The organism is Mesorhizobium sp. M0019, assembly GCF_040323975.1.
Taxonomy (GTDB): Bacteria; Pseudomonadota; Alphaproteobacteria; order Rhizobiales; family Rhizobiaceae; genus Mesorhizobium.
The window spans coordinates 15,866-30,642 of record NZ_JAMYVK010000032.1 but is presented as its reverse complement, the minus strand read 5'-3'; the positions used below and the strand labels follow the sequence as shown (position 1 = coordinate 30,642).

Genomic DNA, 14,777 nt, shown 5'->3' with positions numbered 1-14,777 from the left:
CCGGCGCTTTACAGGAGACCGTGCCGTCCCTATGTATCGCGCCACCAAACCGCCATCCAGCAACAGGACAGAACAGCCAGCCATGCGCGCGGAAACGCAAAACATTGTCGACGAGATCAGGCAGGCGATCACCCTGCTGAGGAGGCATCTTTGACTGGGACCAAGCCATAAAGCGGCTTGAGTACCTGAACGTCCGTGCCGAGGATTCGAGCCTCTGGAACGAGCCGTTGGAAGCGCAAAAGCTGATGCGCGAGCGTCAGGGCCTCGAGGAAGGTATTGCCGCGGTCAAAGGCCTCACCCAGGCCTTGGAAGACCATATCGGCCTGATCGAGCTTGGCGAGGAAGAGGGCGACGAGGGCGTCGTTGCGGAGGCCGAGGCGGCGATCCGCTCGATGCGCGGCGAGGCCAAGGCGCGCCAGATCGAAACGCTGTTGTCGGGCGAGGCGGACGCCAACGATAGCTATCTGGAAGTTCATGCCGGCGCCGGCGGCACCGAAAGCCAGGACTGGGCCTCGATGCTTCTGCGCATGTATACGCGCTGGGCCGAGCGCCGCCGCTTCAAGGTCGAAGTGCTGGAAGTGCATGACGGTGAAGAAGCCGGCATCAAGTCCGCCACGCTGCTGATCAAGGGCCACAACGCCTACGGCTGGCTGAAGACGGAATCCGGCGTGCATCGTCTCGTGCGCATTTCGCCGTATGACAGCAATGCGCGCCGCCACACCTCCTTCGCCAGCGTCTGGGTCTATCCCGTCATCGACGATACGATCGACATCGACGTTTCCGAATCCGACGTCCGTATCGACACGTATCGGTCGTCGGGATCGGGCGGCCAGCACGTCAACACCACCGATTCGGCCGTGCGCATAACCCATCTCGCCACCGGCATCGCGGTTGCCTGCCAGGCCGAGCGCTCCCAGCACAAGAACAAGGCCAAGGCCTGGGAAATGCTGCGCTCGCGGCTTTACGAGGAAGAGCTGAAGAAGCGCGAAGCTGTGGCGAACGCCACCGAAGCGTCGAAGAGCGATATCGGCTGGGGCCACCAGATACGGTCCTACGTGCTGCAGCCCTATCAGTTGGTGAAAGATCTGCGCACCGGTGTCGAGAGCACCAGCCCGTCGAGCGTGCTCGACGGCGACCTCGATGATTTCATGGAAGCCTCGCTGTCGCAGCGGATCGAGGGTGGCGCCGGCGAAACGGTGGCCGATATCGACTGAGGCCGCCGGGCACCAATCCGGCAGGAATGTGGGTTCATCACGCGAGAGTTACGGCCATCGTGCGAGAGTGACGAGCTCTCAATTTGCACCTACCTGTCGTTCTACAACTTTGTTTTTCGTAGAGTTTTTCAAAATCGATTTCGGCTTTTGACGCGGATGCCTCGGGCCTGCCGGTGCCAAGCCTGGAACCAGCGCGAGCCAAATCCCGTTATTGGCGATCCCGCTGCCGGGGTTGACCAGGTTTCGTCAATCAGGACGGCAGGTTGGTTCCAGTTGCAGAGGTCGGCGTTCGGTTGCGACAGCAATTCCTTGCGCCAACCAAGGAATCAGCCCAGCATTCATGCGCTGGGGAGGAAAAAAGCATTTATGGCCGGACGCGGCGTATCTGCGACCTGACGATCCGGCCACTGGGAAGACACGTTCCGGGAACGGGCAAGCGAAATGCTTGACAACCGTTGATAGGAACTGCGCTCATGCCTGCTCTCACAACCAGACCGGCCCCAGTCGCCCGCACGGCGCGCCGACTCCTGAATTCACTTGTCGCGGCAGTGGTTTTGATTGCTGCCGCCATTCCATTTGCGGCGCCTGCTCTGGCGCATGATGCCAAGCCGACCGCGGCAATGCCGCAAGGCTGGAGCTATCCGTTCTCCTGTTGCTCGGGCTATGATTGCCGCGAGGTCTCTCAGACATCGATCAGCGAACGTCCCGAGGGCTATGTCATCAAAGGAACCGGGGAAGTCGTGGCCTATAGCGACAAGCGGATCAAGAATTCGCCCGACGGCGAATATCATTGGTGCTCCGTTGCCGGTGCCAATGACGGAAAGACCATCTGCCTGTTCGTGCCCCCATCGTCCTACTAGCGCATGACACCCAAAAGCTTGCCCACGGGCTGACCCGAGCGTGTGCAGCGGTTTTGGATCGATGGGCCTTCGATCTGTGCATCGCAGGCTCACAAGCCTGCTGACCGGCAGTTGTCAGGAGCGTTTCTTTATGCTGCCTTTGCCGTACGGGGCGGCGGCATTGTGAGGGACCAATTCATGACCATCAAGGCAAGCTGCCACTGCAAGGCGACGACGTTCGAGGTTTCGCAAGCGCCGCAGACAGTGACGCGATGCACCTGTTCCTTCTGTTCGAAACGCGGTTCGTTGTGGGCCTATTACACCCCATCGCAATTCAGACTCACCAGCCCGCCGGAGAATGTTTCGTTCTACCAGTGGGGATCGAAAACCATAAAACACGGTTTTTGCGCCACCTGCGGCTGCGGCACCTTCACCGAGACGCCGGACTGGTCGACAGGCGAGCCGAATTTCGACAATCCGAAGATCAGCGTGAACTCGCGGCTGTTCGACGATTTCGATTTCGACAAGGTCGAAGTGGTGGTCATCGACGGCAAGAATCTCTGGTAGCCGGTCGAATTGGGGTGGTCGCGCGAGCCGCTGCAGGCGTGTGGAATTGAGCCGGGGAAAGCCGCGGCAACGGCTTTTGCTGGTCCGTTTTTCGCCGCATTTCATGGTACAAGTCGCTGGAAGGGCTGATGCGGTGCGCCGTTGCGCGGCCGTGGAATGGAGAGGGACCACCATATGAAAAAGATTGTGCTCGCCGTCGTGGCGACGGCTGTGCTCGTGAGCGCATGCACCACCGATCCCTACACCGGGGAACAGAAGGTTTCCAACACCGCTGCCGGCGCCGGTCTCGGTGCTTTGGCGGGTGCCGGGCTCGGCATGCTTGCCGGCGGTAACGACCGCCGCAATGCGCTGATCGGCGCGGGCATCGGCGCGCTTGCCGGCGGTGCCATTGGTGCCACCATGGACCAGAATGAGGCCGAACTGCGCCGACAGCTTCAGGGCACCGGCGTCAGCGTCACCCGCACTGGCGACCAGATCATCCTCAATATGCCGTCCGACATCACCTTCAACGTCGACCAGGACGCGGTGAAGGCCGGTTTCTATCCGGTGCTGAATTCAGTGGCCCTTGTGCTGAAAAAGTTCCGCCAGACCACGGTCGACGTGTTCGGCCACACCGACTCGACCGGCGGCGACGAGCACAATTTCGACCTGTCGCAGCGCCGCGCCCTGGCGGTCGCCAACTATCTGTCCGGGCAGGGCGTCGATTCCCGCCGCTTCGCCGTCACCGGCTTCGGCAAGACGCGTCCGATCGCCTCCAATGCGACGGCTGCCGGCCGGGCTCAGAACCGCCGCGTCGAGATCCAGCTGTCGCCGCTCACCTGAGGCAAGCACATGAACCGAGAGCGGCCCCGTCCGGGGCCGCTCCAATGGTTATGCCGGACCACCGGCCGCCGGCGCCCTTCGTTCGCGATATCAGGACCGGGCCGGCTGATCGACAATTGCGGCAACGATCCGGCGCACGATCGGAAGCACAATCAGCAGGCTGGGAAACGCAACAAGCCATGAAGCGCCCCACGCATAGCTCCAGGCCGCTATGAACCCGTTCGTCCAGCCTGCGCCGACTGCCGTCGAAACCGCCGAGACAATCGAGGACATCAGAATCGAAAGAACCAACGGCATCACCACCGCGCCGTAGGAGGGCGGCAGCTTTCTCAACTTGAAGGCTCGATCCGGTGATGCTTGCATCGAAATCTCCCAATCAGAAAAAATGTGCGTCAGCGTTACTGTGAGGACGATCAGGCGGCATATGCCGCCTGCAGCGCCAATTCCCGAATGAAGCTTTGCAGCGAACGCGGCTCGCGGCCAAGGGCGGCGCGCAACACCTGGCTGTTCCCGCCGAGGCCGTATTTGGCGTAGTGGCTGTGTACTTTGGCCAGCATCTGCAACTGCCGGTCAGTATAGGGAAGGCGGGCCTTCGCCGCCCAGTCCTGAAATGTCGGCTCGCCGGCCGAAACCGGCCGGCCAAGCGCTTCGCTCATCATGGCGACGACCTCTTCGCGGCTGTGCATACCGTCGGCGCACAGCTCGAGGGTCGCATAGGACAAACGCGCTTCGGTCAGTGCGATTGCCGCCACTTCAGCCACATCGCGATAGTCGACGCGGGCGAGCTTCGCCGTCCTTGGAAACGGCTCGGCGAAAACGCCGTGCTCGACGACAGACGGCCAGGCCGCCGCGATATTTTGCATGAAATTGGCCGGGTGCAGAATGGTGTACTCCATGTTCGTCGAATAGAGGGCAGCTTCGACGGGTACCTTGCTTGCATGGTTTTCCAGCCTCGTATTGGTCGGCTGGATCACCGACGAAAAGACGAACTTTCGAACGCCTGCTCGCGCCGCCGCCTCAACCATGGCAACTCCCATGGCGGCTTCGTCGGGAGCAAAGGCCGGTCCGATGTGAAAGACACCGTCGACACCTTTCACGGCCTGCTCAAGGCTCTGATGGTTGCGCAGATCTCCGATCGCGATCTCGGATGCGCCGGCTTTTCGGGCTTTTTCGGCACTCGCGGCGTCACGAACAAGCGCCCGAATCCTGGTATTGCGGCCGACGAGTTCAGGCACCACCAAACCGGCAACGCGGCCTGTGGCACCTACTACCAGGACCGTTGGACTGGGTGTTCGCATGGCAATCTCCTTCCCTCGAGTCTGCCTTTCGGCCTGTGCAGGGAAGATAAAATCTAGCGAACTGCGTTACAATTCATCGATTTTGCCATAGTTTCTCCCGGTTTTCGGGAGAAATAGGCGATGAGCCGGATAGATGATTTCGAAGCCTTCATTGCCATTGTCGAGCATGGCAGTCTGACGGCTGCCGCACGCCGGCTGAACCGCTCGCTGCAGTCGGTCAGCCGGTCCTTGGCGACATTGGAGGAATCCATCGGGGTCGAGCTTCTGCACAGGACGACACGCCGCTCGACGCCGAGCGAAGCCGGAGCGGCCTTTTTCCAGCGCATCAAACCCGCCGTCGAGGAAATTAACGAAGCCAGGCTTCAGGCGGCCAATCGACGGTCGGAGCCATCGGGCATCCTGCGTGTGAGTGCCCCAGTTCTGTTCGGCCCGGACTTCCTCGTGCCGGTTATCGCCGACTATATGCGGACATATCCCCGGGTTGAGGTTGACCTCCAGCTTTCCGATGAATTTGTCGATCTTGATGCCGAGGGCCTCGATTTGGCTGTCCGGATCGGCAATTTGCCGGATTCCAATTTACGTGCGAAGCCCCTGGGCGCGCTGCGACGCGTGGTGTTCGGCGCACCTGCCTACTTCCAGCAACACGGCCGACCGGCCCATCCGCTCGAATTGCGTGAGCATGAATGCATCGTGCGAACCGTCGACGGCCGCCCGGGCGAATGGATGTTTCAGATTGAAGGCAAGCCCCGGCCGGTGAAGGTCGCGGGCACTTTCCGGTCGAATTTGATGATATCCATCTATGCGGCCGCGGTTCACGGATTGGGTCTGGGCTACTCGCCGCTTTGGCAGGTAAAACACCTGGTGGACGATGGCCGCCTGGAACTGGTTCTAACCGAATTCGAGCCGGTGCCGGTGCCGATACACGCCGTGTGGCCGGAAGGCAGGTCGTCCTCAGCCAAAGTTCGCGCTTTTCTGGATCTGTTGGCGTCTCGCCTGGAACTCAGGAATCTTTAGGGCCTAGACCAAACTCAACGCCGATCTTACCTCATCGACATTAAGTTCGTGATTAGAACAGCCGTGGCGGCATCGAGTGCGGGTTGATGGACCTCCGAATGACCGATGTCCTTCAGCTGTTCGGTCGTCAGATCTGCCAGTGCCCTGCGTCTCGCGACGGTCCGCCGCCATCCCGTGAAGGCAGCGATCATCATTGCTGCGCCTTTCAGGCTAGACGCAAGCAAGCGGTTGGACATGCTGCGGGCGGCGCGAGGTTCCGTGTGAGCCATTGTTTTGGTCTCCCATTTCCAGTTTGTGGGTGGGAGCGTGCCACGCAGGCGTTTTCGGGCTGTTCGGCTGTGCGTGAACAACTGGGAGAAGTCCGACGATCCGCCGTTAAATCGGTGTTAAATCAATCTACCGAGATGCTATTCTGTCGCTGCGGTCAAAGTCTGGAGACGATTTGTGCGCATCCGGTTGCTTGGTGGCCTGGAGGTTACTTCCCCGGAGCATCGGCCTGTCCGGTTCGCCACACGCAAGACTTCGCTTCTTTTTGCTGCTCTGGTTCTCGCAGGCCGCCGCGGCCATCGTCGCGAGCAGCTTTCCGAAGTCTTTTGGCCGGGGCGAAGCAATGGGCAGGCCCGCAATAGTCTGCGGCAAGCGCTGGTCGACATCAGGCGCACGTTCCCGGCCAGCTTGGATGCCACCGTCTACATCGATGGGGATCAGGAAACCGTTGCGCTGATTGCCGGACCGGATGAGGCGGACATCTCGATCTTCGACCGGAAATTAGAGGAGGGCCGAACCACCGATCTCGCCTTCGCCGCCGATCTCTATCGCGGTGAGCTGCTTGCCGGGCAAACGATTCCTGACGAACTGGACGAGTGGTTTGGACCCCTTCTGAGCAAGTATCAGCGCAAGGCGCTGCAGTTGGTCGATCGGCTGAGCCTGGCGCTGCCCGCACCCGGCTCAGCGGAAGAGACGGCCTGCGAAGGGCTCGCGGAGAGATTGCTCGCCTCGGATCCGACGGCGGAGGCAGCCCATCGGGCGCTTATCCGCATCCACGCTCATCGGGGCCACGAAAACGCCGCTTTGCGCCAGTTCGAGCTGTGTCGGGCAGCTTTAAAAAAACATCTGAATGCGGACCCAGAGGAGCAGACAAGCTCACTTGCGGCTTCCCTGCAGTCCCGTGAAAGAACTGAACGTCAGCGGCCGGAGCCAAGCTCTGGCGCCGCATCACTGGCGCAGGTTCTGGCGGTCCCGACGAGGCGCGACGACCAGCCGTCGATTGCGGTGCTGCCGTTTCAGAATCTAAGCGGTGATGTGGAGCAGGAATATTTCGCCGACGGCATGGTGGAAGACATTGTCACCGCCTTGGCTCACTTTCGTCACCTGTTCGTGGTCGCACGGAATTCGAGCTTCACCTACAGGGGACGGTCCATAGATATAAAGCAGGTCGGGCGTGAGCTGGGCGTGCGCTATGTGGTCGAGGGAAGTGTTCGCCGGGCGGGCGACCGCCTGCGCATCGCCGGGCAGCTCATCGACACCTCGACGGGGGCCTATCTCTGGGCCGACCGTTTTGATGGAACGCTCGCCGAAGTTTTCAATCTGCAGGACCAGGTCGCCTCGAGCATCGTCGGCGCAATCACACCGAAAATGGAGGAGGCTGAGATCGAGCGTGCCAAACGCAAACCGACAGAAAGCCTCGATGCTTATGACTACTATCTCCGCGGGCTGGCGGCCTTTGACCGAACGATCACTAGTAGATCGGCCATTGACGACGCCTTGCGCCTCTTCATGAAGGCGATCGACCGTGACCCGGAGTTCGCGATAGCCCATGCGCGGGCGGCGCGGTGCTATGCTACCCGAAAAAGCAACGGCTGGATGGTCGACCGTGCAGAAGAGATTGCCGAAGCTACTCGACTGGCCAGGAGAGCGGTCGAACTCGGAAGGGACGATGCAATTGCGCTTTCCTACGGTGGATACGTCCTCGGCTACGTAGGCGGCGACCTTGATGATAGTGCGGCTTGCATCGATCGCGCGCTCGCTCTCAACCCGAACTTGGCCGCTGCTTTGGGCGTCAGCAGCTGGGTGAGGGCTTGCTTGGGCGAGCCAGGCAAGGCCATCGAGCACGCTGCGGGCGCCATGCGTCTGAGCCCGCTGGATCCACGCCTGTTCGCTTGGCAGTTCAACACCGGGCTCGCTCATTTTTGTGCAGGCCACTACGATGACGCCGTCGCTTGGGCGGGAAAGTCGCTGCGGCACCAGCCGAACTACGTGAGCGCGATGCGTGTAGTGGCGGCCGGTCATGCCCTTGCGGGGCGCCTAACGGAAGCGCAGCAAATGATGGCCCGGCTTTGCGAGTTCGATCCCTCGCTGCGGCTTTCGAATCTCGCCGAGGTGCTGCCGCCGTTTTATCGACCGGACGATCGCAGCAGATATATCGAAGGCCTTCGCAAGGCGGGCCTGCCGGACTAACCCCATCTCAGCGCGAAGCGAGGCTGTCTTATGCAGGTTTCGGTGCTTCGCGCGTCCGCAGGACGCACAAGCGCTGCAGCATCAGACCTTGGCGACGATCCGCATGAAGGCCGGCATGTCGTCGCCGAAGCCGACGGTCGCGTCATTGTCTTCCTGGCGCTGGCGGGCAGGGCGCTCGCGCTGCGGCCTGGTGTCGCCCCGTTCCGGCGCGCGCCGTTCGTTGCGATCCGGCGATGCCTTCCGTTCAGGTGAAGCTTGGCGTTCGCTGTTTTCCGACCGGATCGCGTCCTTGCGGGTACGCCGCTCGCCGATGCCGGCGACCGCGGCTTCGGCCACGACCGGCTGTTCCTCGCTAACCGCTTCCGGCGCTGCTTCTTCGCTGCGCTTGACGTGGCGTTCACGCGGTTTGCGCTCGCCCCTGTCCTTGGCGTCGTCCTTGCGGCCGGCACGGCGTGGCGCACCGCGGCCACGGCGCGGGGCCTCATCCTCGCCGCCTTCGCTGGCAACGACCGTCGACAAATCGCCGTCATGCCACTCGATCTTCGTGCCGATCAGCCGCTCGATGGCGTCGATGTATTTGGTGTCCGACTTGGTCGCGATGGTGAAGGATTTGCCCGAGCGCCCGGCGCGGCCGGTACGGCCGATGCGGTGGACGTAATCCTCCGCGTGGATCGGCACGTCGTAATTGAAGACATGGCTGACATCGGGAATGTCGAGGCCGCGCGCCGCGACATCCGAAGCAACGAGGTAGCGCAGCTTGCCGTCACGGAAATTGGCCAGCATCTGCATGCGCGCGCGCTGGTCCATGTCGCCGTGCAGAGCGCCGGCGTCGAAATCATATTTCAGCAGCGAGCGGAACAGCTCCGATACCTCGATCTTGCGGTTGCAGAAGATGATGGCATTCTTCAGCTCGGCATCCTCGGCTTTCATCAGATTGCGCAGCGTCTCGCGCTTGTCCCAGGGCTTTGGCCCGGATTTCACCAGCCGCTGGATGATGTTGGTGGCGGCCGATGCAGCCTTCGACACTTCGACGCGCACCGGTGCGTGCAGGAATTTCTCGGTGAGCTTGGTGATTTCCGGCGGCATCGTCGCCGAGAAGAACAGCGTCTGCCTGGTGAACGGGATCATCTCGCAGATACGCTCGATGTCGGGGATGAAGCCCATGTCGAGCATGCGGTCGGCCTCGTCGATGACGAGGATCTCGACGCCGTTGAGCAGGAGCTTGCCGCGCTCGCGATGGTCGAGCAGGCGGCCGGGGGTCGCGATCAGCACATCGGCGCCGCGCTCGAGCTTCTTGTCCTGCTCGTCGAAGGACACGCCGCCGATCAGCAGTGCGATATTGAGCTTGTGGTTCTTGCCGTATTTGACGAAGTTTTCCTCGACCTGCGCGGCGAGCTCGCGCGTCGGCTCGAGGATCAGCGTGCGCGGCATGCGGGCGCGGGCGCGGCCCTTTTCCAGCCGGGTGAGCATCGGCAGGACGAAGGACGCCGTCTTGCCGGTGCCGGTCTGGGCTATGCCCAGCACGTCCTTGCCCAGCAAGGCGTGAGGGATGGCGCCAGCCTGGATCGGCGTCGGCTCGGTGTAGCCGGCATCGGTAACTGCGGAAAGGACCTTCGGCGACAGGCCGAGGTCTGCGAAGGTCAACGCTTCTTGAGCGATCTGGGTGTCTGAGGACAAGTTTGGCTGTCTTTGGCTGGTTCGGGGGCGCAACATATGCAGTCGCGGCAAGCGCCGCGCGCCTGCAAGATCGGTATTGCAGGTAGGCGCAAGCCCACGATTTGTCAACACAAACGGGCGGGATTGGCGCGATTGTGAAGTCGTAATCTTAATCGCGATGCTTAATTTGCGCAGTGGCCGCTGCGCCGGCTCAATACCTGAACTGTTCGGCGAGAATGCGCTCGTTCCACGAATGGTTGGGATCGAACAGCAGCGTCGCCGTTGCCGTCGGCGATTCCCTCACCGTGACCGTCGTCACCGCCTTGACCTCGGTGTGGTCGGCGGCGGCATTCACCGGCCGCTTTTCCGGCTCCAGAATGTCGAAACGCACGATCGCCTTGTTGGAGAGCAGCGCGCCGCGCCAGCGGCGCGGACGAAACGGGCTGACCGGGGTCAGCGCCAGCAGCGGAGCGTCGAGCGGCAGGATCGGCCCGTGCGCCGACAGATTATATGCGGTCGAGCCGGCCGGCGTCGCAATCATCACGCCGTCGCAGTGCAATTCTTCCAGCCGCTCTTGCCCATCCACGGTGATGCGGATCTTGGCCGTCTGGTAGGACTGGCGCCAAAGCGCGACCTCGTTGATCGCGAGCGCCGAAATCGTCTCGCCTTCGGCCGTCACTGCCTGCATCTCCAGCGGACGGATCGTTTCGGCAACGGCCGCCGCGATGCGCCCGGTCAAGCCGCTGGCGCGGTATTCGTTCATCAGGAAACCGATGGTGCCACGGTTCATGCCGTAGACCTTCTTTCCCGTGCTCATCGTCTCACGCAGGGTCTGCAGCAGAAAGCCGTCGCCGCCGAGCGCCACGACGATCCCGGCTTCTTCGACGGATGCCTGGCCGTAACGTGCAGAGAGGCTTTCCAGCGCTGCATTGGCGTCGGCTGTACCGGATGAGACGAAGGCGAAACGGCTGGCGGTTTTGCTCATGGCTCTCAACGACAACCGATTGGCGACGACCGTCTGGCGACCGATTGGCGGCGACCGGTTGCTGGGCCGCGCCAGCGCCGGGTTAGCATGGGTGGGCATTTCTGCAAAGGGAGGGAGGTGCCTGGAGATGGCGACCAAACAAGCCGCACTCGCGCATCATGTCGGAGGACAAAATGATGTGATGGTTAAGACTCGCCTTAAACTCTCGTAAAGCCATATCGATCATGTTAGCCGGCAGCGGACGGGCGGCGTGGGGGCTAACCAGTCGAGGCCGATCTATTGCCGCTGGCACGCTTGATTATTGTCTTCCTGATGCTGGCAAGTTTTGCCCTGGCTTTCGCGGAACTGGTGCGCCAGTCGGAGGAAAAGAGCTTTAGACCCGAGCCCACGGCCTCACGCTGCGGCGACGCGGCGGGGACACCCTGTCCGCAAAGGGCGCTTTGACGCCACAGCGCCAGTGCTTATCGGGCTTGCAACAGATGGCAGCCGGCCTGGCGCTTTTGCGCGAGATACTCGTCGACAAGCTGGCGATAGCGGACTTTGCCGAAGCTCGGGAAATGGCCGCCGTGCACGACCGAGACATCGAGATCGCGCATGCGCAGCAGCGTTTCGACATAATCGTCGATATCGGAGTGATAGACGTCGTCGATCAGCGGGCCGTCATAGATGATGTCGCCGGAAAACAGGATACCCGTCCTGTTTTCGTAGAGCGCAATGCCGCCGGGTGAATGGCCGGGCGTGTGGATGACCTCGAAGGCACGGTCGCCGAGATCGACGATGTCGCCTTGCTCGAGCAACCGGCCGGCTGGTGCGGGCAGGATCTGGTAGCGCTTCGTGTCCCAACCTTGCGGCATGCCGTCGAACATCTCGTCAGTGGCATAGCGGTCGGCAACCGTCCATTCGTTGCGTGGATCGGCGAGGATTTCGGCCTCGGCCGGGTGCACGCAGCGGTCGGGAAATTCGTGATGGCAGCCGATATGATCGAAATGGGTGTGGCTGGCCACGCAGGTGAGCTTGCGCTCCGTCACCAGCGGCACGTGGCGGCGCAGGCTGAAATGGCCAAGGCCGGTGTCGAACAGAAGATCGCGGTCGCGGCCGCGCACATGCCAGATGTTGCAGCGGAAGAACGGCTTGATCCACGGCTCGTGGATCAGCGTCACGCCATCGCCCATGCGGATGGTTTCGTACCAGTCAGGAGCGTCGATGATTGGAAGCGTGCTCATGTTTGGTCCGCAAGCAGGATGATGTCGCCAGCATCGCACGATACCGCGACCACGTCGCCCGGCTGGACGGCCGATGCCGAGGGAACCTTGGCGATGAAGTGCAGCGCCGGGTCGGTCGTGGAGGTCCCCAGCACACGCTTGAAGCTGCCCTGGAAGACGACGTCGCTGACCTTGGCCGTACCGAGCGCCACAGCACCGCCGGCAGCGCCGAGAACAAGATGCTCCGGCCGGACGGCCAGCGCAACGGTCGAGCCGGCCGGCAATGTGCCGGGCAAAGAGAGCGACCCAAGCTTCGTGGTGACGGTGACTTTGCCGCTCTTCGCCTCGGTCACCGTTCCCGATAACAGCGTGTTTTCGCCCATGAAAGTCGCGGAAAAGCGCGTCGCTGGCCGTGCATAGACGCGCTCGGGCGGTCCTTCGTCCTCGATGCGCCCGTCGTTCATCACCACGCAATGATCGGCCAGCGCCATCGCCTCTTCCTGGTCATGGGTGACGTGGATGAAGGCGGTGCCGACGCGTTTCTGGATCGCCTTCAACTCGTCCTGCATCTGCCGGCGCAATTTCAGGTCGAGCGCGCCGAGCGGCTCGTCGAGCAGGAGCACCGCCGGCTCGACCACCAGGGCGCGCGCCAGCGCCACGCGCTGCCGCTGACCACCGGAAAGCTGGTGCGGCTTCTTGTCGAAGGCAGTGGCCAGCCCAACCAGCGCCAGCGCCTCGCGTGCCCTTGCTGCCCGGGTTGCGCCATCGACACCCCGCATGCGCAGCCCGAAGCCGACATTGTTGCCAACGCTCATATGCGGGAACAGCGCATAATCCTGGAACACGGTCGTCGTCGGCCGCTTCGCCGGTGGCACGGCAGTGCAGTCCTCGCCGCGGATCAGCACCTTGCCTTCGCTCGGCGTGACGAAGCCGCCGAGGATGGACAGAAGCGTCGTCTTGCCGGAGCCGGACGGCCCGAGCAGGATCGTGTAGCTGCCCGGCTCGATCGTCAGCGAGACGTTCTTCAGCACCGTGTGCTGGCCGAAGCGATGCGAGACGGAGCTTATATCGACCAGTGGCGCACTCATGCCGGCTTCCTCCGCAACAGCATCAGCTCGAACAATACCACCAGTACGATTGAGACGGCGAAGACCAGCGAGCCGACGGCGTTGGTCTTCGGATTGAGGCCGGAGCGCAGCAGGTTCCAGATCTCGACCGGCAGCGTCGTATCGAAGCGCGTCAACAGGAACGAGATGACGAACTCGTCCCAGGAGAAGGTCATCGACAGGAAGAAACCGGCGAAGAGCGCCGGCGCCATAACGGGTACGGTAATCAAAAGCAGCACCTTCCATTCGGGCGCGCCGAGGTCGCGCGCGGCGCGCTCGATGTTGATCTGGTGGTCGCCCATCTGGCTGTAGACGATGGCAAAGCAGAGCGGCAGGTTGATCACCACATGGCCGATGCCGGCGGCAGTGAGCGACTTCGGCACGCCGGCCCAGTTGAACAGCACCAGCAGCCCCATGCCGATGATGAGATAGCTGACGGTCAAGGGCAAGGTGATCAGCCCGCGCATCAGGCCCGAGCCCGGCAAGGCGAAGCGCGCAAAACCCCAGGCGGAGAGAAAGCCAAGCGTGACGGCGACAGTCGAGGAGACGACCGCCACCAGCAGCGAATTGACCAGCGCCGAAGTCAGCCGCGTGTCGGCGAGCACGGCCTCGTACCAGCGCAGCGACGGCCCGGTGAAGGGCGGGATCGGAAACGAGGTTGCCTGCAGCGAAAACAGCACCAGAACGATGACCGGCAGAAAGATGAAGCCGTAGATGGCGATGGCGTAAAGGCCGGAGACGAGGCGGATGAAAGCGCGCATGGTCAGGCCCGCTCGATCTTCAGCCAGCGGGCGCAGGCGAGGTAGGCGATGGTGACCACCGCCATCAGGATGATCGACAGCGCCGAGGCGAGCGAAAAGTCGCCGCGCCGGCCGATCTGCATCATGACGAGCTGCGGCATCAAAAGCTCGTTGTTGCCGCCGAGGATCTGCGGCGTGATGTAGTCGCCGATGCACAGCACAAAGGTGAGGAAGGCGCCGACCATGATGCCAGGCAGCGTCAGCGGCAGAACGACATGCAGGAAAGTCCGCAGCGGCCCGGCGCCGAGGTCGGCGGCGGCCTTCCGGTAGCTGGGGCTGAGCTGCTTCAGATTGGCGAAGATCGTCAGCGTCAACAGCATGACGAAGAAATGCACGAAGCCGGTGATGGTGGCCAACCGCGTATTGGCGAGCTGCAGCGGTTCGCCGAACAGGCCGGAGCCGGTCAACGCGCGGTTGACGACGCCGTTCTGTGCCAGCACCAGCAGCCACGAATAGGAGCGCACGACATAGGAGGTCCAGAAGGGCAGCACGGCCAGCATCAGCGCCAGCCGCTGCCAGCGCTCCGGCACCTGCTCGGCCAGGATCCAGGCAAAGGGATAGGCAAGCAGCACCGAGATCACGGTGACAATGGCTGTGACCTGCAGCGAGTTCACCATCGCCTGCCAGTAGGACGGATTGGCAAAGAACTGGCTGTAGTTGGACAGCGTGAAGCCGCCGCGGTCATGCGCCGTCAGGCTGGATACCGCCATAGCGACGAAGGGCAGCACGAAGAACAGCAACGTCCAGCCGAGCGCCGGCGTGACCAGCGCCCAGGGCAGGGCACGCCCGCTGTTGGCGGCGTTCACGACCAGCAGCC

General features: G+C 62.4%; 15 protein-coding genes. 6 read left to right on the top strand and 9 right to left on the bottom strand.

All coding sequences use genetic code 11. The features are described 5' to 3' along the window. Positions 1-82 precede the first annotated feature (82 nt). From prfB to NKK47_RS22015, 4 genes are all read left to right on the top strand, one after another. Positions 83-1,214 (top strand): peptide chain release factor 2 gene (prfB, locus tag NKK47_RS22030; RefSeq protein WP_352578240.1). Its coding sequence is split into 2 segments (ribosomal slippage): positions 83-148 and positions 150-1,214, totalling 1,131 coding nucleotides; the frame shifts between segments, so codons are not numbered across the junction. A 473-nt stretch (positions 1,215-1,687) separates the two neighbouring features. After that, positions 1,688-2,074, top strand: a complete 387-nt coding sequence (locus tag NKK47_RS22025; protein WP_031212810.1) for a hypothetical protein — start codon at positions 1,688-1,690, stop codon at positions 2,072-2,074. A gap of 177 nt (positions 2,075-2,251) precedes the next feature. After that, positions 2,252-2,620 carry a GFA family protein gene (locus NKK47_RS22020; protein ID WP_352578239.1) on the top strand — a complete coding sequence of 123 codons (369 nt, stop codon included), beginning with the start codon at positions 2,252-2,254 and terminating at the stop codon, positions 2,618-2,620. 174 nt (positions 2,621-2,794) lie between these two features. After that, entirely contained in the window at positions 2,795-3,442 is a 648-nt protein-coding gene (locus tag NKK47_RS22015) for a YiaD family glycine zipper/OmpA-like lipoprotein (RefSeq protein ID WP_023679922.1), read from the top strand. Between the two features lie 90 nt (positions 3,443-3,532). Here the strand turns inward: NKK47_RS22015 and NKK47_RS22010 are convergent, their stop codons facing one another. Further along, entirely contained in the window at positions 3,533-3,805 is a 273-nt protein-coding gene (locus tag NKK47_RS22010) for a DUF2798 domain-containing protein (protein WP_352457451.1), read from the bottom strand. Positions 3,806-3,855: 50 nt separating this feature from the next. Further along, positions 3,856-4,740: an NmrA/HSCARG family protein gene (locus NKK47_RS22005; RefSeq protein ID WP_352578238.1), complete on the bottom strand. Its 885-nt coding sequence runs from the start codon at positions 4,738-4,740 to the stop codon at positions 3,856-3,858. Positions 4,741-4,860: 120 nt separating this feature from the next. On the opposite strand from NKK47_RS22005, the gene NKK47_RS22000 reads away from it, so the two are divergent. Further along, positions 4,861-5,754, top strand: a complete 894-nt coding sequence (locus NKK47_RS22000; protein ID WP_352457453.1) for a LysR family transcriptional regulator — start codon at positions 4,861-4,863, stop codon at positions 5,752-5,754. A 26-nt stretch (positions 5,755-5,780) separates the two neighbouring features. On the opposite strand, the gene NKK47_RS21995 is transcribed toward NKK47_RS22000, so the two are convergent. After that, positions 5,781-5,945 (bottom strand): YjiS-like domain-containing protein, encoded by a 165-nt coding sequence (locus NKK47_RS21995; protein WP_352578265.1) that lies wholly within the window; start codon positions 5,943-5,945, stop codon positions 5,781-5,783. Between the two features lie 253 nt (positions 5,946-6,198). On the opposite strand from NKK47_RS21995, the gene NKK47_RS21990 reads away from it, so the two are divergent. After that, positions 6,199-8,211, top strand: a complete 2,013-nt coding sequence (locus tag NKK47_RS21990; RefSeq protein ID WP_352578237.1) for a BTAD domain-containing putative transcriptional regulator — start codon at positions 6,199-6,201, stop codon at positions 8,209-8,211. An 81-nt stretch (positions 8,212-8,292) separates the two neighbouring features. Here NKK47_RS21990 and NKK47_RS21985 read toward each other — a convergent pair whose 3' ends face one another. The 6 genes from NKK47_RS21985 to NKK47_RS21960 form a co-directional block, all read right to left on the bottom strand. Continuing rightward, complete coding sequence (locus tag NKK47_RS21985; protein WP_352457456.1) at positions 8,293-9,888, bottom strand: DEAD/DEAH box helicase; 1,596 nt, start codon at positions 9,886-9,888, stop codon at positions 8,293-8,295. A gap of 190 nt (positions 9,889-10,078) precedes the next feature. Beyond that, positions 10,079-10,852 (bottom strand): NAD kinase, encoded by a 774-nt coding sequence (locus NKK47_RS21980; protein WP_023679915.1) that lies wholly within the window; start codon positions 10,850-10,852, stop codon positions 10,079-10,081. A 461-nt stretch (positions 10,853-11,313) separates the two neighbouring features. Continuing rightward, entirely contained in the window at positions 11,314-12,075 is a 762-nt protein-coding gene (locus NKK47_RS21975) for an MBL fold metallo-hydrolase (protein ID WP_352578236.1), read from the bottom strand. Then, the gene (locus NKK47_RS21970) at positions 12,072-13,142 is read right to left on the bottom strand and encodes an ABC transporter ATP-binding protein (protein ID WP_352578235.1); all 1,071 of its coding nucleotides are present in this window, start codon (positions 13,140-13,142) and stop codon (positions 12,072-12,074) included. The genes NKK47_RS21975 and NKK47_RS21970 overlap by 4 nt, the downstream gene beginning before the upstream one ends. Continuing rightward, on the bottom strand, positions 13,139-13,921 hold the full coding sequence (locus NKK47_RS21965) for an ABC transporter permease (RefSeq protein ID WP_352457459.1): 783 nt from the start codon (positions 13,919-13,921) through the stop codon (positions 13,139-13,141). Before NKK47_RS21965 ends, NKK47_RS21970 begins: the two co-directional genes overlap by 4 nt. 2 nt (positions 13,922-13,923) lie before the next feature. Beyond that, the gene (locus NKK47_RS21960; protein WP_502905029.1) at positions 13,924-14,766 is read right to left on the bottom strand and encodes an ABC transporter permease; all 843 of its coding nucleotides are present in this window, start codon (positions 14,764-14,766) and stop codon (positions 13,924-13,926) included. Positions 14,767-14,777: the final 11 nt, after the last annotated feature.